A 23,688-nucleotide genomic window follows, 5' to 3' on the forward strand; every position below is an offset into this window, starting at 1 on the left:
CGTCGCAGCGCAGCATCGCCCGGACGAAATTGGCCGAAATTCGCATTGCCGCATTGGCCCCTGTGAGGCAATGAGGGCGGCAATGAACCACAATCAAGAAGCCCTGGCCGCCCGCGCCGCGCCGGTCCTGTTCGTCCTGCTCTGGAGCACGGGCTTCATCGGCACCAAATACGTCGTCAACAATGCCGATCCTTTGACCTACCTCGCCATCCGCATGGCGTTCGTGGTCGGTCTGATGGCGATCATCGTCGCGATCGCGCGACCGAAATGGCCGGACCGGATCGGCATCGCGCACAGCGCCGTCGCCGGCATTCTCGTCCATGGCTTCTATCTCGGCGGCACCGCAATCGCGATCGCGCACTCGATTCCGGCCGGGCTCTCCGCGCTCATTCCGGGCCTTCAGCCGATCCTGACCTCGACCATCGCCAACCGCTGGCTCGGGGAGAAGGTGACGCCGGTGCAATGGGCGGGGCTCGTCCTTGGCCTCGGTGGCGTCGTGCTGATCCTGCACGGCCGCCCCATGACCGGCGAAGCCGGGCTCGGCTGGCTCGCCTCCGTCGTCTCGCTGATCAGCATCACGCTCGGCACGCTCTATCAGCGCCGCTACTGCAATCACATCGACTGGCGCGCCGGCAATCTCGTGCAGTACGTGTCCGTCACGATCTTCTTCGCGATCGGTGCGTTCCTGTTCGAGGACCGCGTGGTGCACTGGACGCGCGAGTTCATGTTCGCGCTGGCCTGGCTCGCCGTGGCGCTTTCGATCGGTTCGATCGGACTGCTGTACTGGCTGATCCGCCACGCCGCCGCCACGTCGGTTGCAAGCCTGTTCTATCTGGTGCCCGCCGTGACGGCGCTGATGGCTTATCTGCTGTTCGGAGAAAAGCTCGATGCGCTGGCGATCGCGGGCATGGTGATGTGCGCGGCCGCGGTGTTCGTGGTCAACCGACGCTTCTAGGGTTGGCGGGCCAAGCCGCTCGAATACATCCCTGATGTGCGCGGCAAGATCGTGCTACGGTCCGCGCATTTCAGTGCCTCTTTCACAGGTGATTTTGCATGAAGAAGGCGAGACGCGCATTGCTTGGCAGGTCCCTGAAGCCAGTCCGGATTGCCTGCATTAATTATGCAGAGGAGATGATGAGCGAGCAGATGATGGCGCGGCTCACTGCCGCGCTGCAGAAATGCTATGACGAGCACTTCCTGCCGGTCTGGGGCTACCCCGTCGATCTCGACGTTACCCGCAAGCCGAAGCCCACCGACTGGCAGTTGGTCTATTTCGACGATGCGACCCACAAGAATTTTCTCGGGCGGCATGAATTGACGCATCGGGGACAACCGATCTCGAAGATCTTCCTCAAGGCGCTGTCCAACGACGATCCGGTCAGTCTGGCAGCCTCGCATGAGCTGTTCGAGATGGTGCTCGACCCTATGGCCAATCTGTGGGCCGACAAGACCCGGCACACCCAATATGCCTACGAGGTCTGCGATGCAGTGGAAGAGGACGCCTTCGTCGTCAACGATCTCCCGATGTCGAACTTCGTTTATCCGTCCTGGTTCGAACCCTTCAAGCATCCCCGCGGCACGAAGTTCGACCACATGGGATTGCTCAAGGAGCCGTTCTCGATGACCGAGGGCGGCTACGTCATCAAAAAGGTGAACGGCAGGAGATTGATCAAGCAGTTCGGCTCGCCTGAGAAGCGCCGGCGCTTCAACGCCGAGGACCGGCGCGGCCATCGCAGCGAATTTCGCGATCCGCAAGGCGAGCATCACCCGGGTCGACGCGCAGCCAAGCGGTGAGGGTAGGGTATCGCTGGAGCCGTCTCCGGGCGCGTCCGCCCCCGGAGACTTGAGCGTTGCGATCAGCGCTTGGCCTTCGTGGCCTTCTTTTTCGACTTGGCAGCTTTCTTGGTGGCCTTCTTTGCTGTTTTCTTGGCCGCCTTCTTCGACGACTTCTTTGCAGCTTTCTTCGAAGTCTTCTTGGTGGCCTTCGAAGCTTTCTTCGGAGCCTTCTTGGCTTTCTTCTTGGACGCCTTCTTCGGCGCTACCTTCTTCGCAGCCTTCTTGGCGGCTTTCCTGACCTGCTTCACCGCAGTGATAGCGGCGTCCTTGGTCGCTTCCACGGCGGTGGTGATCGTGTCCATCGCCTGTTCGGTGATCGGCTTGTCGTCGTCCATATCGTCCCCCACGGTTTGCATGGAGCGGCGACGATAGCGCGTTTCATGATTGTGTCAAAGCAACGCTCAACCTTTGCGGATCTTTGCGTAGGCGGCGAGCGCGCGCTCTCGTCCCTTGGCATGATCGACGATCGGATGCGGATAGCTCTTGCCGAGCGTGACGCCGGCGCTCGCAAGCTCGATCGGTGTCGCCTGCCAGGGCTGATGGATCAGCTCGGGTGGCACATCCTTCAACTCGGGCACCCAGCGTCGCACATAGGCTCCATCCGGGTCGAACCTCTCGCCCTGGAGCACCGGATTGAACACGCGGAAATAGGGCGCCGCGTCGGCGCCGCAGCCGGCGACCCACTGCCAGTTGGCGGGATTGCTGCCGGCATCCGCATCGACCAGCGTGTCCCAGAACCAGCTTTCGCCGTCGCGCCAGTCGATCAGGAGGTGCTTGACCAGGAACGAGGCGACGACCATTCGCACCCGGTTGTGCATCACGCCAGTGTGCCAGAGCTCGCGCAGGCCGGCGTCGACGATGGGATAGCCGGTGCGGCCGCGCTGCCAGGCGGAGAGCGCCTTGGCATCGGGCTTCCATGAGAAGCCGTCGAAATTCGCTTGCAGGTTTTCGGTTGCAAGATTGGGGTGGTCGTGCAGCAGGTGCCGGCAGAACTCACGCCAGCCGAGCTCGCTCAGGAACTTGTCGACGCCGGGTCCGATCGCGGGATTTTCCGCCGCGGCGAACCGCGCGGCGTGCCAGACCTGGCGCGGGCTGAGCTCGCCGAACCTCAAATGCGGTGACAGGCGTGAGGTGCCCTCTCGGTCCGGGCGGTCGCGATCGCCGACATAGCTTTGTGCGGTGTGCTTGAGGAAGTCGCGCAGGCGAGCGCGGGCGGAAGCTTCGCCCGGGGTCCATGTCTCGCGCAGGCCGCCGGCCCAATCTGGTTTGCCAGGCTCGAGCTTCCAGGTCTCCAGCGTGTCACTGGCGACCGTCGGCGCAGGACGCAGGTCCTTCGGCGCCGGCAGGGGCTTTGGCGGATCGCCGAGCGCCAGCACGCGCCGCCAGAATGGCGTGAACACGCGAAAGCCGCGGCCTTCCTTGTTGCGGATTACCGCGGGCGGAACGAGCAGGTCGCCGGGGAAACATTGCGAGTCCACGCCGATCTTTGCCAGCGCGGATTCGAGCTGCCGCTCAATCGCCTGATGCGGCGCCTGTGCGATCCCGTTCCAGTGGACCGTGCGGGCTCCGCTCTCACGCGCCACCTCCGCGATCACCCTGGCTGCCGGCCCCTTGCGCAGGATCAGCGATCCGCCGCGCGTGGCAATGTCGGCGCCGAGCGCCCGCAGCGACTGCGCCAGCCACCAGCGCGCCGCGGCGCCCGGCGCTCGCCCGGCCGAATCGTCCAGCACATAGAGGCAGATCACCGGCGCGCCGGTCTGCGCAGCCGCCTTGGCGGCAGCGTGGAGGGCGGGGTGGTCGGACAGGCGGAGGTCGTCGCGAAGCCAGACGATGATAGGCGGAGCGCTTGGCGTAGTGCTTAGCGTAGTTCTGGGCGTGGTCAGGGTGGCCTCATTAACGATTTGGAAAGCATGTCGCGTGCTGCGATGGAACCGTCATTAATGCGACCGTAAGCCGATTGCACGAGTATGCAGGAATTACGGAGGTGATTTCATTCATGTACGGACGAGCAACGGCGAAGTTTCTGCCGCAATTCAAACTTGGCACCAAGGCGCTCCTGTGCGCGGTGTTGCTGATCGCCATGAATACGGCGCTCGTGGTTGGCGCCGGCTATTGGTCGCTCAGCTCCGCTTTCAACGATCGTGCGCTCCGCGACATCGAGGTTAGCCTGCGGACGCTGGCCCTGGCCTTTGCCGAAATCGTTCCCGATGCGAAGATCACGATGCGGGATGGCGCGGTGGCGCGCGCCGAGATTCCCAAGATGCCGGACTTCAGGGATCACGCCATCGTCGATCGCGCGGTGTCCTATGTCGGCGGCAACGCGACCCTGTTCGTGTTCGACGATGCGAGCGGGCAGTTCGTGCGGCGGTCGACCAACGTGAAGAAGGAAAATGGCGACCGCGCCGTCGGGACCCAGCTTGCCGCCGATCATCCGGCGCAGGCGCTGCTGCGTCGTGGGGAGGCCTACAAGGGCCCGGCCACCCTGTTCGGCAAGTCCTTCATGACCGCCTATTTCCCGATCGCCGACGCCAGCGGCAAGGTCGCCGGCATCCTCTATGTCGGCATCCCGATGGCCCAATTCGAGAGCATGCTGGCCCACACCATCGAAAGCATGGCGATCGCCGCCGGGCTCGCGGCGCTGCTGGTGCTGGTTCTGACCTTGCTGGTCGTCCGCCGCGTCACCAAGCCGCTCACCTCAGTGACGCGCTCGCTGACCGCGCTCGCCGAAGGCCAGAGCGACGTCGAGATCGATTGCGAGAATCGCGCCGACGAGATCGGCGAGATCGCCCGCACGGTCGCGGTGTTCAGGAGCAATTCGCAGGAGCGGGCGCGGATGCGCAGCGAGCAGGCGGCCGCTTCGGCTGCGGCCGCCGAGCAGCGCAAATCCGAGCTGCGCAATTTCGTCGAGGAGTTCCGGGGCGGTGTCGGCGGCATTCTCGACAAGGTGCTGACATCGTCAGGCGAATTCGAGCGGACGGCGCGGCAGCTCACCGACACTGCGCGCTCCACCGCCGATCTGTCGGCGCGGTCGGCCGGAGCTTCCGAAAGCGCCTCCGAGCACGTGCGTTCGGCGGCGTCGGCCTCGGACGAGCTGTCTCAATCGATCTCCGAAATCACCCGGCGGGTGCAGGAATCGAACGTCATTTCCGCTGAGGCCGTGCGGCAGGCCGAGGCGACCGATCAGCGCATCGCGCAGCTCTCCGAGGCGGGCGCGCGCATCGGCGATGTCGTCAAGCTGATCACCTCGATCGCCGAGCAGACCAACCTGCTGGCACTGAACGCGACCATCGAGGCCGCGCGCGCGGGCGATGCCGGCCGCGGTTTTGCGGTGGTGGCCCAGGAGGTCAAGACGCTCGCCGGCCAGACTGCCAAGGCGACCGACGAGATCTCGAACCAGATCGCCAGCATGCAGCTTGCGACCGAGGAATCGGTTGTCGCCATCAAGGCGATCAGCCAGACCATCGAGCGCATCAGCGGCATCGCGGGCTCGATCTCGGCGGCGGTCGAGCAGCAGAAGAGCGCGACCCAAAACATCGTCGTCAGCGTTCGCGCGGCGGTATCGGGCACGGCCGATGTCGCCGTCAACGTCCGTCAGGCCGCCGAGGGTGCGAACGAGACCGGTGAGACGTCCAGCCGGATGTTTGCCTCCGCCCAGGCGTTGTCGGGCGAGAGCCTGCACCTGAAGGCCGAGGTCGAGGGCTTCCTCGAGCGCGTGCGCGCGGCGTAAGAGCTAACATCGTCGTCCCGGGCGGCGCTGACGCATCGCCCGGAATGACAGTTCCGTTATTTCGGCTGCGGCACGATCCGGATGTAGGGCTTCGGCTCCTTCCAGCCTTGCGGGTAGATCGTCTTGGCCTCGTCGTTGGAGACCGAGCCCGCGATGATGACGTCGTCACCCTGCGACCAGTCGGCCGGGGTCGCGACGCGGTGCTTGGCGGTGAGCTGGAGCGAGTCGATCACGCGGAGGATCTCCTGGAAGTTCCGACCCGTCGTCATCGGATAGACCAGCACCAGCTTGATCTTCTTGTCCGGCCCGATGATGAAGACGTTGCGGACCGTCTGGTTGTCGGCGGCCGTGCGGGTGAGGGGATCGCCCGAAATCGCGGCCGGCAGCATGCCGTAGAGCTTGGAGACGTTGTAATCGGTGTCGCCGATCATCGGATAGTTCGGGGCCGCGCCTTGCGTCTCCTTGATGTCCTCCGACCATTTGGAATGGCGGTCGACCGGATCAACCGAGAGGCCCATCAGCTTGACGCCGCGCTTGTCGAATTCCGGCTTCAGCTTGGCCAGCGCGCCGAGCTCGGTCGTGCAAACCGGTGTGAAGTCCTTCGGGTGCGAGAACAGCAGCGCCCAGCTATTGCCGATCCAGTCGTGGAACTTGATCTTCCCTTCGGTGGTCTCGGCTTCGAAGTCGGGGGCGGTGGTGCCAATCGGAAGTGTCATGGTTCTACCTCATGTTATTGAATTTACTTGCGAATTCATCTTTGACCGTCGCGGGCATTATAGGGTCTCCGCGATCCCAAGTGAACGCTAACTGAACTGCTTCAAGTAAAATGTGAATTCCTTCTTTGAAGGCCTGATTTCCTAGCACCTTTTTGTTACAGCCGCGCCCGCGGCGAAACATCTCCACCGGGGCTATACGGGCGTGATTGCCCCGAGAAAGCCTTTTATGACTTCCATCACGCTCGCCCGGCGCTTGCCAGAACCAAAATGGTCCTGACAGCGACCAATTGGCAACTATCTCAAAGAGTCGCGATCCCGGTACCGAATCATTAACCACCCCTTTACGCCGGCATGAAAATGCTGGCCGATCAGAAGAAATCTGGAAGTGAACTATGTCTGCCGCTGCGCATAAGTCTGTTGAGTCACCGTCCCTCGAACCATCCTGCCGCGATACCTCGGCCCATGCACTGACCATCGTGCGCGACGGCGTGATCACGGGCGAAGGCCCGACCACCAAGGGAAGGGTGCACTTCTCCCGCTCGCTCGATGCCGATGACACCGCTTGGTGCGCCCGCATTCTGACCGCCACGGCCGTCAACGACCAGCCCGTCAGCCGCACTGAGGCCGAAGTGCTGTTCGAGATCAACGAAGCAGCGACCGAACGCACCGATGGCGGCCGGTTCGACGACCTGCTCGCCAAGGCGGTGGCCCATTATGCGGCGAGCGCCTCCGGCCTGAAGGTGCCGCCGCGCAGCGTCGCGCTGTCGGCCGAATCCGATATCGAGGGCTGGGCGCCGTCCTATGCCTCCAAGGTCAACAGCGAAATGCTGGAGTGGATCGCCGGCCAGATGCGCGGCAAGCGCCACAACAACCGTCGCCTGATGGCGATGGTGGCGACCTTCCTGGGCGCCACCGCGCTGCCCCTGGCGGGCCAATTGCCGAACGTGTTCGACATCGGCATGTAAGATTTTGGGCATGTAAAATTCTGCGCCCGTCACGAAGGACGCATTTGAACGGCGGGGTTACTTCCCCGCCGTTTTTTGTTTGCCGGCGTCCGGCTCCAGCCCGAGGGTGCGACCCGGGAAACCGGCGGCGTCGAAATAGCGTTGGCTGCCGACGCGCTGGAAGTTCAGCACGGTCTGCAGGCCGTTCTCGGACTTCTTCGACTTCTCGACCCCCTTGTACGCCTTCGGCACGACGCCGTTGGGCAACGCCTCCGACATCACGCGGCCGACCAAGCCGCCGTTCTGCGAAGCGCGCAGGCCGAGGAGCTGGGCGGCCGTCATGCCGACGTCGGCATTGCTGACCGGGATCTCGCTGACATAGCCGGCTTTGAAGTCCGGACCGATCGCGGCCATGAAGTTCATGGTGTCGCCGCGGCTGAAGCTGCCATGCATGCCCTGGCCCTGGCGCAGCACGGTGTCGGCGACCTGCACCGAGCAGTTGGTCGGCGCCTCGCCGCAATCGCTGGCATAGGAGCGGAAGTTGACCACGATCGCCGGCGTCGGCGTCGCCGCCTTGCCGCGCAGGTTGACGCTCGACAGCGGCAGCGTACCGGGGAGGCGGCCGAGCGAGTCGTCGACGAACAGGCCGGAGACGTAGTCCTGCTCGAGCAGCACCTTGACGGTCCTGGCCGCCAGCTTCTTGTCTTTGGTCGGCAAATAGATCAGGTCAGAGCCGCCATTGGTGGCGACGACGAGATCGGGCTTTTCCGGATCCTTGCCGAGCACGCCGTTGCCGGCCTTGGGGTGCTTGTTGCCCTCGACCCTGGCGTTCTTGTCGTTGGGATCGAACAGCGGCAGGTCGAGCGCCTTCGCCAGATCGAGCGCCAGAAAACCCATCGGCAAAAAGTCCTTCGGCGTGTCGTCATAACTGACCTTGGCCGAGGGGCTGGTCTTGCTTTCCTTGGAGATGGTCGAGAAGCCGTGGTCGGCCTGGACCATGATGTTGGTGGTGGCGGCAAGGCCGAGCTCGTCCAGCGCCTTGCGGAGCTGGGCGAGGTTGTTGTCGGCATTCTTGATGCCGGCCATCGAGGTCGGCCCGTTGATGCCGGGCATGATCTGGTTGAGGCTGTCGCCGGTGTTGTGCTGACTGCCATCGGGGTCGCGCGACCAGAACACCAGCACGAACGGCTTGTTGCGCGCCTTGAACATCGGCAGCACGACCTTGGCCGCGACGTCGGCGAAATAGGCCTGCTGCGCGACGTTGGCCGCCGTGGTGCCGGGCGTCTTGGCATCGCCCGCCTTGGAGTTGTCGCCGCGCGGCGGCGTGGCGAGGGGCAGGCCGGCCTTGGTGAGAGCGGCCTTGACCTCGTCCGACAGCGCCACGCCGTTCTTGCCGCCGGTCGCATCGTCGAACACGACCGAATGCAGGCCGGCCTTTTCGGGCTTGTCGGTGTGGTCGAACTGATAGGTCGGACCATGCTTGCCGAGCGCGGCGGTGCTGTAGCCCTTGTCGCGGGCCAATTTCAGGATCGTGTCCTCGTTGAGGTAGTCGCCCTTGAAATGCTCGTCGATGTCGCCAAGCACGGCGTCGTTCTCGATGAAGGGGACCACGGTGTCGCCGGCGGGTACCGAGGTGTAGTTGGTCCAGATCGTATTGGAGAACACGCCGGTATCGCCGAGATAATGGCCGGTCGACATCGCCGAGCCGTTGGCCATGGTGAAGGTCGGGAACAGCGAATGCGAATTCTTGAAGTTGACGCCCTTGTCGCGGATTTCGGCCATTGCGGGGGCGGTCTCAGGCGTGACCTTCAGCGCCCGCAGACCGTCCGGAATGAACAGGATCAGGTTACGGGGCGTGTTGTTCTCTGCGGAGGCAGGTCCGGTCGAAAATCCTGCGGACAACACTGTCAGTCCGGCTGACAGCAACACCAGCGAACGGCGCATCAAAATCTCTCCCTGCGAGGCGGCTTGGCCGCCAACCGCGGCCCCCGGCTTAATTTAGTTTCGCTGCATGACGGTTTTGTTACAAGAGCGGAGCGCCATGTAAAGAAGGACAGGGGCCCCGCTCTGCGCGGCGTCCGGCGGCACGAGATCGCGGTGTCGGCACGCGCTGCTTCAGCATCGTTATTGCGAGCGCAGCGAAGCAATCCAGAATCTTTCCCCGGCGGCAGACTGGATTGCTTCGCTGCGCTCGCAATGACGGAGTGAGTGGCTGGCAGCGTCGCGCTTCGATTCGCATTCCGAGCGGCAGACACACCTTCGCCCTCTCGCGGCGCATTTCGCCCGAGCTTTGCTTGGTCGCCTCACCCTCAAAATGAAAGAGGGCGCAGGGAAGACCGGGTGCCGGCTGGCACCCGCGGTCCACTGTGCGAGATTGTCGTAAGAACAATGCACAGCGGCATACAGGTGAAGCCCAACATCCGGCCTTCCCTGCGCAGTGGCTTTACGGCTTATGTCGTGCTCTCCCCGGGGAGCGATGCACTATTGCCCCCGTCGCCTTGCGGATGGCTGATGCGTGTGCCCGGTTGGGCAACCCACATCACCGCAACGCTTGACGCACAGACCCCGGGCGTCAGGACCACACGATTTTGCCGTACGCCGATCGCACCGGTCGTGTGCGCGACGCCTTCGCTCACGGTTAGCCGCCCTGCGAAGCCATTCGCGCCGATGTGACTAACGTCCACCGCCGTCCGGCCCGCGTTCGTGACGATCGCGATACGCCCCTCTTCCTTGGGCCGGGTTGAGAAATTCCTAACAAAAATCCGAATTCTAATAAAGAGAAATATTTTGTCGCCGTTGCGTTGACCCCGGACTTGGGTGTTTCGCTCGAAATGACGCAAGGGATTGTGGCCGAGCGGTCAATCCGGTGCCGTCGGCACCGGCGTATTCTCAGCGACCGCCTTGGCCGGCGCGGCCGTCGTGAAATTGCGGCCGCCATTGGCCAGGTTGCGGCGAAGCGATGGCGGCGCCGCCTGCAGGGCAAAGATGATCGCGATCTGGGTCCGGTTCTGAAGGCGGTATTTGCGCATGATATTGCCGATATGCGCCCGCACCGTGTTCTCCGAGATCTTGAGCTCGTGCGCGATGTTCTTGTTCTGCATTCCGCGTGCGATCAGCATCATCAGGTCCCGCTCGCGCGGCGTTGGTGTGATCGAATGTTTCGGATCCCGACTCATAACTGCTCCTTCGTGGCCTTTGGTCGATGCGAACACCCCAGAATGTTCTCACTCCGTCTTGAGTGCCTCGATCGGACTGAGCTTGGATGCCTTGTGGGCGGGATAAAAACCGAAGATCAGGCCGGTCGCGATCGAGAAGGCGAGGGCAAGGCCGATCGCCTGACCGTCGATCGAGGTGATCCATCCTGCCATGCGAGCGACCGTCATCGAGAGCGTGACGCCGGCACCGACGCCGATCGCGCCGCCGAGCAGGCAGAGCACGAGGGCCTCGCAGAGAAACTGAAGACGGATGTCCCGCATCCGCCCGCCAAGCGCGCGGCGGATTCCGATCTCGCGCGTGCGCTCGGTGACCGAAACGATCATGACGTTCATGATGCTGATGCCGCCAACGAGCAGCGAGACCGAGGCGATGGCGACGAGCAGGAGCGCGACGGTGCGGATCGCTCCCTGCTGCGCTTCCATGGCGGCGGCCGGATCCTGGACCTTGAAGTCGTCCTCCTGGCCTGCGGGAATACGGTGGCGCTGCCGCAGCAGGTTTTCGATCTCCGTTCGCGCCCCCGCCATCTGTCCGTCCGCGGCCACCTTGGCGATGATATAGGCGACCGAATCCCGGTTGATGTTGCTTGCGCTGCCGAGGAAGCGCAGCTTGGCCGTGGTGAGCGGCACGAAGGCGACGTCGTCCTGCGCCGGTCCCTTGCGATCGAGAACGCCGACCACTTCGAGCGGCACCTTCATGATCCTGATCTGTGCGCCGATCGGGTCTTCGCCGGGCGCGAACAGCTCATGCGCCACCGTGCTGCCGAGGATCACGACCTTGCCGGCTGCTGCCTCCTCGCTGCCGGAAAAATAGCGGCCGGTCGCAAGCTGCCAGTCGCGCACCATGAAGTGCCCGGTCGTCGTCCCGTTGATGGTCGTGTTCCAGTTCTTGCTCTCGTGAATGACCTGGGCCGTTCCTGCAATCGAACCGGCCGCTGCCTGGATCTCGGGGATCTGCTCGAGGATCGCCTGCACGTCGCTCTCGGTCATGGTCAGCTTGCTGCCATCCTTGAGACGCACGCCGCCCTGGTAGACCGCGCCGGGGTTGATCATCAGCACGTTGGCGCCGATTGACCGGATCTGCTCCTGCAGGCGAAGCTGCGCGCCGGATCCGATCGCAAACACCGTCACGATCGAGGCGACGCCGATCACGATGCCGAGCATGGTGAGGATGCTGCGCAACGGATTCAGGCGCAAGGCGTGCAAAGCGATCTGAAAGCCCTGGAGCATGGTCATGGCGCAGCGTTCCGTTTCGGCAGGATCGGGACCAGCGTTTCGTCCGCGACGAGCTCGCCGTCGTGCAGGCGGATCGTGCGCCGGCACTGGGTCGCGATGCCGGGGTCATGCGTGATCATCACGATGGTCTGGCCGGTCCGGTTCAGCGCGGCGAACAGGGCCAGTATCTCGGCGCCGGTACGGCTGTCGAGCGCGCCAGTCGGCTCGTCGGCGAGCACGATCAGCGGGGAGGCGATCAGGGCGCGCGCGATCGCGACGCGCTGCTGCTCACCGCCCGAAAGCTGTCGCGGGAAGTGGTGGGCCCGGTGCACCATGCCGACGGCCTCCAGGCTCTGCTCGGCGCGGGCCAGACGCTCCTTGCGGCTGATGCCGCAATAGACCAGCGGCAGCGCGACGTTCTCAATCGCATTGTGGCGAGCGAGCAGATTGTAGGACTGGAACACGAAGCCGATGCTGCGGGCGCGCAGGGACGACCGGTGGTCTTCTGAGAGATCGGCGACGTCGGCTCCCTCGAGATAGAGCGCGCCCTCGCTCGGCAGGTCGAGCAGCCCGATCATGTTCATCAGCGTCGATTTTCCGGAGCCCGAGGGTCCCATCACGGCGACGATCTCGCCTCGTTCGATGTCGAAGCTGACATTGCGCACCGCAGTCACCGCTACTCCGTCGGCGCGATAGGTCCTGGAGACCGACTGCAGGCTGATGAGGGGCGGGAGGGCCGTCATGATCCGAACCTGATGCCGAGAAATTCCATGCCGGCCGGCCGGATGGCCTGACCCACGGCGACCTGGCTGCCCTCGACGAGGTCTCCGCTCCTGAGTGCGACCTGTTCGGTGCCGGCCGCGCCGACGGTTACCGGAATACGCCGGAGTGAGCCGCTGGCGGTGCGCGCCCACACGGCGCTGCGCGCCGCGGCGTCCGGCCGCGTGCCGGAGGGCTGGAAGCGCAACGCGGCAAGCGGCACTTTCAGCACGTCGTCCTGCCGCTCGATCACGATTTTCACCAGCGCCGTCATGCCGGGCAGCAACGCGCCGTCGAGATTGGAGGTGGCCAGGACGACGGTGTAGGTCACGACGTGCTGCTGGTTCTGCGGTGCCTTGCGCACCTGCCGCACCACCGCCTCGAAGCGACGGTCCGGGTAGGCATCCACCGTGAAATGCGCGCGCTGGTCGGGGGCGATGCGCCCGATATCGGCTTCGTCGACCTGCGCGTGGATTTCCATGTCCTCCAGTCGATGCGCGACCACAAACGTGGTGCGCGATTCCAGTCCGACCGCGAGGGTCTGGCCCTCGTTGACGAACCTGCCGACGACGACGCCATCGATCGGCGAGCGGATCACGGTGCGGTCGAGATCGGCCTGGGCCGCAGCGAGAACGGCCGCCTTTTCCGGCACGGCCATGCGTGCCTGCTGCAATTCCGCCTCGATCCGGCGGACGTCGGCCTGCGCCCCATCCACCGCATAGGAGTTGAGGGACATCAGAACCTCGGCCTCGCGTTCCTGGGCCAGACGTGCGGTGAACTCCGTCTGCGCGTCGTCGACCGTCGTCGTGGCCACCACGTTTTGCGACTGGAGCGCTTGCTTCCGCTGCAAGGTCTTTTGCGCCGAGCTCTTGACCGCCTGGGCGCTCTCGAGCTTGGCAGCGAGCACGTCCCGGCTACCCCTTGCGTTTTGCAGATCGATCCTGGTGCGATCGAGCTTGGCCCGTGCGACGTCGACCAGAGAATTGGCAACGGCCAGAGAGGCCCGGGCTTCGTCGACCTTGGCCGCAAAGCTGCGCGGATCGATCAGGGCGAGCGGCTGATCCTTGCTGACCGTGTCGTTGAAATCGACATAGACCCGGGCGAGCTGCCCGGACAGCTGGGAACCCACCTCGATCGTCTTGACCGGCTGCAGGGCTCCGGTGACGGTGATGGTCTGCTCGATGCTGCCGCGCTGGATTGAGGCAAAGCGGAATACGGGGGCGTCCGATCCGAAGCTCCGTGCTTCCAGCCCCACGGGTCTGAGCAGCCGTTGGCTCGATGCGTAGGCGAGGGCCGCCTTCTGCGCCGCGGCCCCGGCCGCGTCGGTGATGACGGCCGGCCCCGCGGCGTAGACCGCGGCGAGGCCACATGCAGTTCCGAGCAAGGCAATAACTGGCACAAATCGCATATCAAAAACCCGCCTCTTGAAATGGCATCGTTGGCGGCAAACGCAGAGATCGCGCTATGGTTGTAAACCGGCTATGGTTGTAAATCTTGAAAAACGCAGGCGATCGTCAGTGTGTCGCCGCTGCCGGGGCGACGGTCGGGTGCGCTTGATGATCCAGAAGTAAAGTCCGCGGGTGCTATTTTTCACGACTTGCCCGAAATGCATACGGAGCGTATCGATATGACGCGCGCGGTATCGAACTCGACAAGCTGACTGAACGTCTCGTCTGCTCTGGCCGAAGCGGCCAGCGCCCGGCGTTCAAGTCGGCACGTGGGTGGCGACGCCATGACGCACTCGGCGATACCGAAGTTCCCACGCCAGATCGTCGCGTTTCCGGTCGTCGCATTCCCAATCGCAGCATTGCCGATATCGCGCCTCGCCATGATGCCGCAGGTCGCGAGGGCGCATCCCCGCAATCACGAAACCCGATGTGTGAACACCTTCACTCGTCTTGAACGGGTGTTGGGCCTAAGACGTCGAAGCGGCGGATCGGAGCGACTCGCTCGATCCCCGCGAATTCATCCAAGCACCTTGATCTCGCTTGCAAGAAGAATGGATGGCTCGTTGCTTGTTCATCGAGCCCCAATCCGGGGAGCGCGTTTCCATGAGTTCAGGTCAAGCCACAGTTTATGTCATTGACGACGAGATCCAGATTCGAACCGCGATAGGAAGTCTCTGTGAGGAGACCGGGCATCAGGTGAAATTGTTTGCGTCGACCGACGAGTTTCTCGGGGAGACTATTTCCGGCGGGCCTTCATGCCTTGTGCTCGACGTCCGCTTTCCCGGCACGGCGCCGACCGGCCTTGAGCTTCAGCGCCGGCTCGCCGAGACGGGCGTGCTTATCCCGATCGTCTTCATCAGCGGCCATTCCGACGTCCGCGTCTCGGTCGAGGCCATGAAGCGCGGCGCAGTCGAGTTTCTTCCAAAACCCTTTCGCGAACAGGAGATCCTCGACGCGATCAGGCACGGCATCGAGCGCGACCGCAGGCGGCTCGAACGCGAAGATAGCGTGCGCGAAGCGCGCCAGCGCGTCGAGACGCTGACGGCGAGGGAGCGGGAGATCATGCTGTTGATGGCCGAAGGTCTCGTCGCCAAGCAGATCGCGGCGAGGCTCGGGGTGAGCGAAGTGACGGCCAAGGTCCATCGCACCAGGATGATGCGAAAGCTGGAGCTTCGCTCGCCGATCGAGGTGGTGCGGTTGGTCGACAGCATGGGACGCGAAGAAGAGACGACACGAACCGGCACGGGACAACCGTACAGCTAGTGCCGCAGGCACACCAAGGCGCCGCGCAACGTCTAGTCCGTACCGATTAGCATGAACTGCAGTCTGTCGCACGCAGCACGATCGGTTCAAAGTCGGTCCTGCGATGTCGGCCTCCTCCAAGACGGCATCCGAACCCAGTCAGAGATCTTAGCCAGAAAGGATATTCCATGCGCAAATTGTTTTTTGCTTCCGTTGCCGTGCTCGCCCTCTCCTCCGCCGCGCAGGCCGCCAACACTGCGACCACGGTGCAAGTGGGCGTCGTGAATGGTTCCAGCGTCTCGCAGCAGGGCCTCACCAACGACAGCTCGTCAACCAGCCAGCTCGGCATCATCAACAGCGCGACCACGATGCAGGGCACCAGCGCGGCCTCCCTCAACAACGGCAGCACGGTCAACCAGGTCGGCGTGCAGAACTCGGCGACGACCGGCCAGGTGGCGTTCGGCAACAACGGCAGCGCGATTACCCAGAACTCGTTCGGGCCTGCCGCGCTTCAGAACAACGCCGCCGCCGTCGGACAACTCAGCGTGTTCGGCGTCAACAGCAGCACCGTCTCGCAGACGGCGCACTAAGCCAGCCCCGTTTGGCCGGACGCGTCATCTGCGGCGCGTCCGCGCCATCCTTGAAAGCACCGCCTCGGGCGGGACGACTCGGTGAGAGCTTGTCCGCCGACTTTCGCGGAGGAAATGTCATGCATCAAAAATATCTCGTTGCCACGATCGTCGCGTTCGGCTTGCTGACCGCTGTCGATGCCCAGGCCGGAAACTCGGCCAGCGTGCTGCAATTCGGCACCACCAACAACTCCTTCATCTCGCAGAGTGGCGGCACCAACAACAGCGCCACCACGATGCAATTCGGCGCCACCAATACTGCGACCACCCTGCAGACGGGCTCGCTCCTGACCGTCAACACCTCAGTGATCGGGCAGGGCGGCACCACCGCGACGGCGTCCAACACCGCGTTACTCGGCCAGGCCGGTGGCTCCAATTCGAGCCTGATCGGCCAGATCGGCGCGAACAACGCGGCGGCCGTCGGACAGCTCGGAATCCTGAACGGCTCGACGATTTTGCAGCAGACTCCTTGATCGCAAATCCATTTTCAGTCGCGAGGCATGTCATGAGACATTTTTCCGGCGCCGCCTGCGGCGCGTTTCTCACCTTGTGTTGCATAGGCGCCGGATCGGCCGGTGCCCAGACCGCCGACATCAAGACCATCGTGTCGCTCGGCGGCCCGCCGGTCGTGCTGAACCAGAACAGTCAACTCAACATGGCCGGCGTGTTCATGATAGGCGGCAGCACCAGCGCGACCGTCACTCAAAACGGCACGAACAACGCGACCGGAATTCTGCAATTCGGCGGGACGACGTCGGCATCGGTCGGGCAGGCGGGCGTGAACAATGTCGCGTTTGTCGGCCAGGCCGGCCAGTCGACCAGCAGTTTCCTGTCCCAGTTCGGTGCGTTCAACTCGGCGACTGTTGTCCAGAATAGCCATTGAGTTGGGCGCGACCTCAGCGTCGTCAGAAATGCAATGGGGGCAAGGCAATGATATGCGGTAGACTGCTCCTGGCATTGGCGGCATTGCTCGCCGCCGTCCGAGGCATCCGCCGGATCCGTCCAGCGCGGCGTGACGAACCGCAACGTGAGCATCGAAACGATCGTGCGATTCGGCAACGACGTCCAGCCGGTCACGATCGAGGAGAACAGCAGCATCAATATTGCGCGTGTCATCCAGATCGGTGGCATGGGAACGGTCGATGCGACGATCATCCAGAACGGCACGCGAAATTATGTCGATGTGATCCAGGTGGGTGGCACCACCAATTTGGCGATCGGTCAGTCGGGCGTGAGCAACATCGCCGATATCACTCAGGTCGGCAATTCCACCAATGCCCTCCTGCTCCAGATCGGCGATATGAACACGGGAACGGTGCGACAATTCGGGCGCTTCAACTGGCTGTCGATATTTCAGTTCAGCCGGTGATCAGAAGGTGAGGTGCAACATGAGGTTCATCGTACTTGCAGCAGGAATGAGCATCATGACGGCGATGACAGCCGGGCCGGCCGGAGCCGGCGAGTCAGGTGACGGCCATACCACAATGGTTCAGGACGAGAATGGCACATCCGTCATCACCCAGAGCGGCGATCCGGCGCAGGCTGAGGTCAAGATCGAGAAGGAGCCTGGGCGCACGACGGTCTATCGTCGCAGCGGCGGCAACACCGCCATTGTGACGCAGGGCACCGGAAATCCACAGGACATGCTGGACTGGCTACGCAAGCAGCAGGGCCGCTGACGCACGAAGGCCCATCGTCCGTGATGGACGATGGGCCTCATCGTGAGCGGGCGTTACCAGCTGCGATAGACGCCGGTCAGGGTGCCGTTGTTGTTGCCCTCCGGGCCGACATCGCCCTGCGTCGAGCTCGGCGCGGGATGGTTGGTGCCGTTGAGCGCACTGTAAGGTCCGGCCACATCAGGATAGTACGCGCGTGGCTGAACCGGTTGGTAAGCGGGGGCGGTGCGATCCCAACCCGCGCGGGATCCGTTCCAATCATAGCCCTGGGCCGAGGCGGCCGTCGTGCCCGCGACGAGGGAAGCCGTGATCAGGCAGAGGAGTTTCGATTTGTTCTGCATTGGAGATGCTCCTTGCTGGTGTCGGGAGCCAACGACCGCAGTGCGGGAGCGTTCCGGGTGTTGTCGGCCGAAGCGATCAACTCCGATCAACTGGTTATGACGTCCGTTTCCCGGGAACACGAGCGACATCAGCCGGAATCCCGGGCGTCTTGCCGCAGCTTGTTCCCTGTTCATCCCGTGCCTTAACCAATAATTAATTATACGTTTGCGGGTGGGCGACAGCCCGGCCTAGCGTGCGGTGGGGAGCCGCTATTCGCGAAGCCAAACGAGTTGGTGCGTATCATGAAGTCGAGATCATTTGGGGCGTTGCTCGCCTCGCTCAGCGCAGCCGCGCTGCTCCTTGCCCCCAGCGCCGGTTTTGCCAGGCCCGGCGGCACCGTCGCACATGCCGCCACGCCTTCCGGTCCGGCGGCGCGTCCGCCCATTGCGCCGGGCGCCAGGTTCCGTGGCCGCAACACGCCTTGGGTGTACTGGCCGGGCGGCGGCGGGTTCTACTATGACAATGCAGGCTACGGCCAGCCTTTCGCCGAGACCCCACAACCCGTCTCCAACGACGTGCGCTACACCTATACGTACGACGTTCCCTGGGATTGGACGCATCGCTTCCCGCCGAACGTGGTGCCGTCCGACCGGCCCTACGTGCCGAGCTGTCCGACGGAGCAGGTGACTGTGCCCGGCCGCGGCGGCGGCGAGCACACCGTCAACATCATGCGCTGCTACTGAGCAGCGCGTTCGGCTCAGCTAGCCCAGCTCAAAACTGGTCACGCCGAATACGCGGTCGATCCGCAGCGGCGCGATCGGCCCCGTGTACATCCGCGCCGTCTCAAACACCGGCTTCAGCCCGAGCGATTCCGCGAGTGCAATCGCCTCGCGATTGACGGCGGGAACGTCGAGGACGATTTCGCCGCCGTTTGCGCTCGCCAGCAAGGCCTGCACGATCGCGTCCGCCGCCGTGCGGTCGTCGGCGACGAGCGGGCCGATCTTGCGGCCGGTCCGGCACGGCCGGATCACGCCCCATGCGGCGAGCTTGCCGTCGCGCAGCAGCGCGCGACCGACATGTCCTGAGGTACCGATCCAGGCACGCAGGAAAGCGCTGCGCGGAGCCGGGAACACCGTTGCATCGTCGGCTTCAACGAGCGCGAGCGGGATCGTGTCGAGCGCAACGACATCGGCGGGCGGCCTCGATGGCGCGGCGACGAAGCCGCCATAGCGGATATTGGCGTGAGCAAGCTGGAAGCCGGACTTTCTGTAATTGTCCTGCTGTGCCACGACGCCGTCGAGGCCGATCACGCGAGCGCCCGCATGCGCGATCGCCGCGTTCCACATGCGCAGGCCGTGGCCTCTGTCGCGAAAACCCGATCGCACGATGTAGAAGCCGAGAAACGCGAAGCGATCGTCGTAGTTGACGCAGGAGACGGTCGCGACCGGCTCGCCGTCGATCTCGCCGACGAAGAAGCCCTTCGCGTCCGGGATCGCGAAACAGGCGGCGTCGGAGAGGCCCGGATTCCAGCCCTCGGCCGCGGCCCAGTCGACGGCGATGGCGATCTCCTCGGGGCGCAAATTGCGGATCTCCAAATCGCTCATCTTTCAAGTCGCCTTCGACGGTGGACCTTCCGGCCGGTCCGGCGGTAGAAGGCCTCATGATAGGCCGGGCCCACGGCTCGCCTCCACGATATCACAAAGGATGATCGCTCATGGCAGCAGAGATGGCAGCAGAGAAGGTCGCACTCGTGACCGCCGGCGGCAGCGGCATGGGGGCAGGGGCTGCGCGCCGGCTCGCAGCCGACGGCTTTCGCATCGCCATCCTGTCTTCTTCCGGCAAGGGCGAGGCGCTGGCAGCCGAGCTCGGTGGGTTAGGGATCACCGGTTCCAACAAGTCGAACGACGATCTGAAGCGGCTTGTGGACGGGGCGCTTGCCCGATGGGGACGCATCGACGTGCTCGTCAACAGCGCGGGCCATGGGCCCCGGGCGGCGATCACCGAGATCACCGACGAGCAGTGGCACACCGGCCTCGACACCTATCTGCTCAACGTGATCCGTCCGACCCGGCTGGTGATGCCGATCATGCAGACGCAGAAGGGCGGCGCCATCATCAACATCTCGACCGCCTGGGCGTTCGAGCCGAGCGCGATGTTTCCGACCTCTGCGGTGTTCCGCGCTGGCCTCGCCGCCTTCACGAAGATCTTCACCGACACCCATGCCGCCGACAACATCCGGATGAACAATGTGCTGCCGGGCTGGATCGACAGCCTGCCGCAGCTGGATGCACGCCGCGACAGCGTGCCGATGCGGCGCTACGGCAAGGTCGAGGAGATCGCCGCGACGATCTCGTTCCTGGCGTCCGACGGCGCGGCCTATATCACGGGACAGAACATCCGCGTCGACGGCGGACTGACGCGTTCGGTCTGAGACGCGGAGCGTCGGATCGCGCGCGGGTTGTCGCGATGCGACAGTGGTGTGCGTCGCGCGTCACGGAGGAGGGATGACGCGTGGCCCTCCAGTCACACCCGTCACGCGTTCGCGTGCCGCACGGCTCACGCTACGTCACAGTCCCTATGAACTTCGCCGCAGCCCAAGACGGCGAGGGACCGGCAGCCTATGCCCAATCTGCGCCGGACAACTTCCGCCCGCGCATTCGAAACGCGAGATCAATCGCGCGGGGCAAGGAGACTGGAATGAAGAAGTTTTTGCTGGCGGTTGCCGCGGTTGTTTTGAGCTCCGCATCCGTGCAGGCGGCCGACCTCGCGGCGCACTACACCAAGGCGCCGATGATGGCGACGGCCTACAGCTGGACCGGCTTTTACGTCGGCGGCAATGTCGGCGGGCAATGGGGCAGCGCCGATCCGGCCACCTCGACCGCGTTCGATCCTGCCGGCTATTTCGCGGACACCAGTGTTACCGCGATTGCTGCAGTCGGCGCCCAGCGTGTCAACAGCTCCAGCGTCACCGGCGGTCTTACCGCCGGCTATAACTGGCAACTCAACAACGCCGTGCTCGGCCTGGAAGGCGATATCAACTATTTCGGCTTGAAGGGCAGTGCATCCGGCTCGGCGCTCTATCCCTGCTGCGCCCCGACCGGCTTCACCGTGTCCTCGCAGGTCTCGGCCGACTGGCTCGCCACCATCCGCGGCCGCATCGGCTTCCTCGCGGCTCCGACCTGGCTGCTCTACGCCACCGGCGGTGCGGCGATCGCCGAGGTGAAGGGCAATTTCAACTTCGTGGACACGTTCGCTGCGGCGACGGAGTCGGCCGCGTTCCGCGACACACGCCTCGGCTGGACCGCAGGTGTCGGCACCGAATATGCCTTCGGCGGCGGCTGGTCGCTCAAGGCGGAATATCTCTACGTCGACCTCGGACGCAGCACCGTGACCAGCACCAATCTGCTTGGCGGCGCGTTTCCGACCAACGTCTTCACCCACTCGGTCGATCTCAAATCGAACATCGTGCGCGTCGGCGTGAACTATAAGTTCGGCGGACCCGTCGTTGCCAGGTACTGAGCATTCCCGTTCCGACCTGGCGTGGAAAGCCCCGGCTTAGCCGGGGCTTTCTGTTTTTCGCTAGGCGGATTCAGTGCGATGCCACCAGATGCGCCAATGCTGGCAGGATCCTGTAGCGCGCGATCTCGTGCGGATATTCGCCCCGATTGGCGAGCAGGACGATCCCGATCCGCTGCGCCGGCACCAGGCCGATATAGCCGGAGGCGTTGTTGAGCCCACCCGGCTTGTCGACGACAGTGACGCCTGGAAGACGCACCGTCTCCCAGGCCATTCCCTGTCCGAACTTGTCGTCGACGCGGAAAATCTCGTGCTGCGTCATCCGCAGGGCCTCGCGCAAGTGAGGCTCGGTCGACCGCCCATCGACGCAGGCCGCAACGAATGCGGCGAGATCCCGCGGCGAAGAAAACATCTGGCCGGTGCCGGGGAAATCAAAATAACTCTGCTGGTTGCCGATGGGGCCGATTGCCATGCCCTGATCCGAGTAGCCCTGGACCGCGAACTGCATCCAGGCGTCGTCCATGACGGCACGGCTGTCCTCGCCGCGTTCGGGCACGGAGGTCGCATTCATGCCGATCGGCTTGAGGATGTGTTGTTCAAACAGGGTTGCGATCGGAGCGCCGTAACAGCGCTCGAGCACGAGTTGAAGCAGCACGTAGCCGGCGTGGCTGTAGACGCGCTGCTTGCCGGGCGCTTCGCCGCCTTGCGGTCTCCAGCTGTTGAACATGTCGATGAGCTGCGCGCGGGAAAACGTGTCGCTCGGCCACGGCGGATGATCGGTCGGCAGCAGCATGCCTGAGGTGTGCGTGACGAGTTCGCCGACAGTGATGCGGCGAACATAGTCGCCGGTGAGCTCCGGCAGATATTTCGCCAGACGATCGTCGAGCCGCAGTTCGCCGCGGAGGGCGCCGAGCGCAACCAGCGTCGCCTCAAACGGCTTGCGCAGGGAACCGAGGTTGAACAGCGTGTCCGGCGTGACCGGCCTTCGCGTGGCGCTGTCGGCAAAGCCGTAATTGAAGAACTCGACATGGCTGCCGGCATAAAGTGCAGCGGCGAGACCGCCCGGCTGGTCCGGCGTCGCGGTCGGCGTCAGTTCGTTCGCAACAATGTCGCGCATCTGCGCGATCATGTCGGAATCCGCGGCGGCCCCGCGCGGCCATGCAAGCGCAAGGGGAACGAGCGCGGCCCGGGCGAGCGCCCGTCGGGTGAGATACGATGAGGTGACAACAGACGACACGGCTCTGGCGCAAGATTCGATGCGCCCCCAGTCTCTTGTAGTGGGAAGGGCCGATCCTCCCTATTCACGATTGCGCGTGGTGGGTTCCGCGCGAGTGGTCGGTAGCCCGGATGGAGCGAAGCGCAATCCGGAAAGTGCCGCAGCCGAGCTAGCGGCCCCGATTCGCTTCCCTTCATCCAGGCTACCAGTCGGCGAATTTAACTTAGCTAATTGGCTAACAATTGTTGACGCGAGATCATGGCAGCCCTATAGTTAGCCCCATGGCTAACCAACTATCCCGGCTCGATCAGGTTTTCGCGGCCCTTGCCGATCCCACCCGGCGGGCGATCGTGATGCGGCTCTGCGCCGGCGAGGCGTCGGTCGGCGAACTCGCCGATCCCTTCGCGATGGCGCTGCCGAGCTTCATGAAGCACATCCATGTGCTGGAGACGAGCGGTCTCGTCCTGTCGGCGAAATCCGGCCGCGTGCGCACCTGCCGCCTCAGTCCTGACGCGCTCCTCACTGCGGAGGACTGGTTCCAGCACCAGCGTGCGATCTGGGAGGCGCGGCTCGATCGCTTCGAAACCTATGTAATGAAGCTGAAGAAAGAGCGGGCGGCTGCCAAACGGGCGACCAAGACAAGTAACAAGCCGATCGACAAGACAACCGACAAGACAACCAGACGGAAAGGTTCCTGACGATGACGAATTCTGCCAATCCCGCTCTGTCGCAATGGTCGCTCGACCGTGAGATCGTGATGTCGCGCGTGATCGACGCGCCGCGCGATCTGGTGTTCGAAGCGTGGTCCGACCCGAAGCATCTGCCGCAATGGTTCGGCCCGAAGGGCTTCAAGCTCGAGACCTTCGAGATCGACGTGCGGGTCGGCGGCGTCTGGCGCTTCAACATGATCGGCCCGGACGGCACGGTCTACCCGAACCGCATGCGCTTTCGCCGCATCGAACGGCCGTCGCTGATGGAGATGGATCACGGTACCGACCAGGACGAGGATCCCGGAATGTTCCGTTTCACCGTCACCTTCGCCGAGCAGAGCAACGGCAAGACGGTTCTGATGATGCGGCAGCTGGCGTCGAGCGCGGCGCAGCGCGACGGCATGATCAACTTCGGTGCCGTCGAATACGGCTACCAGACACTCGACAAGCTCGCGGCCTATGTGAGTGGGATGAAGAGGTAGGGCGAGCAGCCACTTCCTCTCTCATGCGGAGGAGGCCGC

General features: G+C 64.0%; 26 protein-coding genes. 15 read left to right on the top strand and 11 right to left on the bottom strand.

All coding sequences use genetic code 11. The features are described 5' to 3' along the window. The first annotated feature begins 82 nt into the window (after nt 1-82). Entirely contained in the window at nt 83-955 is an 873-nt protein-coding gene (locus IVB13_RS33345; RefSeq protein WP_247491384.1) for a DMT family transporter, read from the top strand. A gap of 98 nt (nt 956-1,053) precedes the next feature. After that, on the top strand, nt 1,054-1,794 hold the full coding sequence (locus IVB13_RS33350; protein ID WP_247491387.1) for a hypothetical protein: 741 nt from the start codon (nt 1,054-1,056) through the stop codon (nt 1,792-1,794). Between the two features lie 62 nt (nt 1,795-1,856). Here IVB13_RS33350 and IVB13_RS33355 read toward each other — a convergent pair whose 3' ends face one another. Together IVB13_RS33355 and IVB13_RS33360 are read right to left on the bottom strand one after the other, a co-directional pair. Continuing rightward, a complete protein-coding gene (locus IVB13_RS33355; RefSeq protein ID WP_247491388.1) occupies nt 1,857-2,171 on the bottom strand; it encodes a histone in 315 nt (104 codons plus the stop codon). Between the two features lie 66 nt (nt 2,172-2,237). After that, a complete protein-coding gene (locus IVB13_RS33360; protein WP_346732291.1) occupies nt 2,238-3,737 on the bottom strand; it encodes a deoxyribodipyrimidine photo-lyase in 1,500 nt (499 codons plus the stop codon). Between the two features lie 95 nt (nt 3,738-3,832). Between IVB13_RS33360 and IVB13_RS33365 the strand changes: the two genes are divergently transcribed. Next, nucleotides 3,833-5,563, top strand: coding sequence for a Cache 3/Cache 2 fusion domain-containing protein (locus IVB13_RS33365; RefSeq protein WP_018455275.1), 1,731 nt, complete (start codon nt 3,833-3,835; stop codon nt 5,561-5,563). A 56-nt stretch (nt 5,564-5,619) separates the two neighbouring features. Here the strand turns inward: IVB13_RS33365 and IVB13_RS33370 are convergent, their stop codons facing one another. Beyond that, nucleotides 5,620-6,279 (bottom strand): peroxiredoxin, encoded by a 660-nt coding sequence (locus IVB13_RS33370; RefSeq protein WP_018455274.1) that lies wholly within the window; start codon nt 6,277-6,279, stop codon nt 5,620-5,622. A gap of 392 nt (nt 6,280-6,671) precedes the next feature. Here IVB13_RS33370 and IVB13_RS33375 point away from each other — a divergent pair, with 392 nt between their 5' ends. Next, nucleotides 6,672-7,244: a hypothetical protein gene (locus IVB13_RS33375; protein WP_247491389.1), complete on the top strand. Its 573-nt coding sequence runs from the start codon at nt 6,672-6,674 to the stop codon at nt 7,242-7,244. Between the two features lie 57 nt (nt 7,245-7,301). Here the strand turns inward: IVB13_RS33375 and IVB13_RS33380 are convergent, their stop codons facing one another. The 5 genes from IVB13_RS33380 to IVB13_RS33400 all read right to left on the bottom strand — a co-directional run bounded on the left by IVB13_RS33380 (nt 7,302) and on the right by IVB13_RS33400 (nt 13,817). Next, complete coding sequence (locus tag IVB13_RS33380) at nt 7,302-9,167, bottom strand: alkaline phosphatase family protein (RefSeq protein ID WP_247491390.1); 1,866 nt, start codon at nt 9,165-9,167, stop codon at nt 7,302-7,304. Between the two features lie 914 nt (nt 9,168-10,081). Further along, on the bottom strand, nt 10,082-10,399 hold the full coding sequence (locus tag IVB13_RS33385; RefSeq protein ID WP_247491392.1) for a LuxR C-terminal-related transcriptional regulator: 318 nt from the start codon (nt 10,397-10,399) through the stop codon (nt 10,082-10,084). A 48-nt stretch (nt 10,400-10,447) separates the two neighbouring features. Beyond that, nucleotides 10,448-11,671 (bottom strand): ABC transporter permease, encoded by a 1,224-nt coding sequence (locus tag IVB13_RS33390; protein ID WP_018455269.1) that lies wholly within the window; start codon nt 11,669-11,671, stop codon nt 10,448-10,450. Beyond that, on the bottom strand, nt 11,668-12,393 hold the full coding sequence (locus IVB13_RS33395; RefSeq protein WP_247491394.1) for an ABC transporter ATP-binding protein: 726 nt from the start codon (nt 12,391-12,393) through the stop codon (nt 11,668-11,670). The genes IVB13_RS33390 and IVB13_RS33395 overlap by 4 nt, the downstream gene beginning before the upstream one ends. Beyond that, nucleotides 12,390-13,817, bottom strand: coding sequence for an efflux RND transporter periplasmic adaptor subunit (locus IVB13_RS33400; protein ID WP_085351325.1), 1,428 nt, complete (start codon nt 13,815-13,817; stop codon nt 12,390-12,392). Before IVB13_RS33400 ends, IVB13_RS33395 begins: the two co-directional genes overlap by 4 nt. Before the next feature lie 643 nt (nt 13,818-14,460). Between IVB13_RS33400 and IVB13_RS33405 the strand changes: the two genes are divergently transcribed. From IVB13_RS33405 to IVB13_RS33430, 6 genes are all read left to right on the top strand, one after another. Further along, a complete protein-coding gene (locus IVB13_RS33405) occupies nt 14,461-15,120 on the top strand; it encodes a response regulator (protein ID WP_018455266.1) in 660 nt (219 codons plus the stop codon). Nucleotides 15,121-15,287: 167 nt separating this feature from the next. After that, nucleotides 15,288-15,689, top strand: coding sequence for a hypothetical protein (locus IVB13_RS33410; protein ID WP_018455265.1), 402 nt, complete (start codon nt 15,288-15,290; stop codon nt 15,687-15,689). A gap of 119 nt (nt 15,690-15,808) precedes the next feature. Continuing rightward, complete coding sequence (locus IVB13_RS33415) at nt 15,809-16,201, top strand: curlin (protein ID WP_204511438.1); 393 nt, start codon at nt 15,809-15,811, stop codon at nt 16,199-16,201. Nucleotides 16,202-16,233: 32 nt separating this feature from the next. Continuing rightward, nucleotides 16,234-16,611, top strand: coding sequence for a curlin (locus tag IVB13_RS33420; protein ID WP_018455263.1), 378 nt, complete (start codon nt 16,234-16,236; stop codon nt 16,609-16,611). Nucleotides 16,612-16,755: 144 nt separating this feature from the next. Continuing rightward, nucleotides 16,756-17,097: a curlin gene (locus IVB13_RS33425; RefSeq protein ID WP_247483056.1), complete on the top strand. Its 342-nt coding sequence runs from the start codon at nt 16,756-16,758 to the stop codon at nt 17,095-17,097. Between the two features lie 19 nt (nt 17,098-17,116). Further along, nucleotides 17,117-17,407 carry a hypothetical protein gene (locus tag IVB13_RS33430; RefSeq protein ID WP_085384470.1) on the top strand — a complete coding sequence of 97 codons (291 nt, stop codon included), beginning with the start codon at nt 17,117-17,119 and terminating at the stop codon, nt 17,405-17,407. A gap of 53 nt (nt 17,408-17,460) precedes the next feature. Here IVB13_RS33430 and IVB13_RS33435 read toward each other — a convergent pair whose 3' ends face one another. Next, nucleotides 17,461-17,745, bottom strand: coding sequence for a hypothetical protein (locus IVB13_RS33435; RefSeq protein WP_018455258.1), 285 nt, complete (start codon nt 17,743-17,745; stop codon nt 17,461-17,463). A 282-nt stretch (nt 17,746-18,027) separates the two neighbouring features. On the opposite strand from IVB13_RS33435, the gene IVB13_RS33440 reads away from it, so the two are divergent. Next, complete coding sequence (locus IVB13_RS33440) at nt 18,028-18,468, top strand: hypothetical protein (RefSeq protein ID WP_247394821.1); 441 nt, start codon at nt 18,028-18,030, stop codon at nt 18,466-18,468. 18 nt (nt 18,469-18,486) lie between these two features. Here the strand turns inward: IVB13_RS33440 and IVB13_RS33445 are convergent, their stop codons facing one another. After that, nucleotides 18,487-19,329: a GNAT family N-acetyltransferase gene (locus IVB13_RS33445; protein ID WP_247491396.1), complete on the bottom strand. Its 843-nt coding sequence runs from the start codon at nt 19,327-19,329 to the stop codon at nt 18,487-18,489. A gap of 122 nt (nt 19,330-19,451) precedes the next feature. Between IVB13_RS33445 and IVB13_RS33450 the strand changes: the two genes are divergently transcribed. Both IVB13_RS33450 and IVB13_RS33455 read left to right on the top strand, forming a co-directional pair. Next, nucleotides 19,452-20,156 (top strand): SDR family oxidoreductase, encoded by a 705-nt coding sequence (locus IVB13_RS33450; protein WP_085384467.1) that lies wholly within the window; start codon nt 19,452-19,454, stop codon nt 20,154-20,156. 266 nt (nt 20,157-20,422) lie between these two features. After that, on the top strand, nt 20,423-21,244 hold the full coding sequence (locus IVB13_RS33455) for an outer membrane protein (protein ID WP_247394842.1): 822 nt from the start codon (nt 20,423-20,425) through the stop codon (nt 21,242-21,244). Between the two features lie 70 nt (nt 21,245-21,314). On the opposite strand, the gene IVB13_RS33460 is transcribed toward IVB13_RS33455, so the two are convergent. Beyond that, complete coding sequence (locus IVB13_RS33460) at nt 21,315-22,370, bottom strand: serine hydrolase (protein ID WP_247394845.1); 1,056 nt, start codon at nt 22,368-22,370, stop codon at nt 21,315-21,317. Nucleotides 22,371-22,738: 368 nt separating this feature from the next. Between IVB13_RS33460 and IVB13_RS33465 the strand changes: the two genes are divergently transcribed. Together IVB13_RS33465 and IVB13_RS33470 are read left to right on the top strand one after the other, a co-directional pair. Next, on the top strand, nt 22,739-23,155 hold the full coding sequence (locus tag IVB13_RS33465; protein WP_018455252.1) for a metalloregulator ArsR/SmtB family transcription factor: 417 nt from the start codon (nt 22,739-22,741) through the stop codon (nt 23,153-23,155). A 2-nt stretch (nt 23,156-23,157) separates the two neighbouring features. After that, on the top strand, nt 23,158-23,649 hold the full coding sequence (locus IVB13_RS33470; RefSeq protein ID WP_018455251.1) for an SRPBCC family protein: 492 nt from the start codon (nt 23,158-23,160) through the stop codon (nt 23,647-23,649). The last annotated feature ends 39 nt before the right edge of the window (nt 23,650-23,688 follow it).

Origin of the sequence: Bradyrhizobium sp. 17, assembly GCF_023073515.1 — a bacterium.
Taxonomy (GTDB): domain Bacteria; phylum Pseudomonadota; class Alphaproteobacteria; order Rhizobiales; family Xanthobacteraceae; genus Bradyrhizobium; species Bradyrhizobium canariense_D.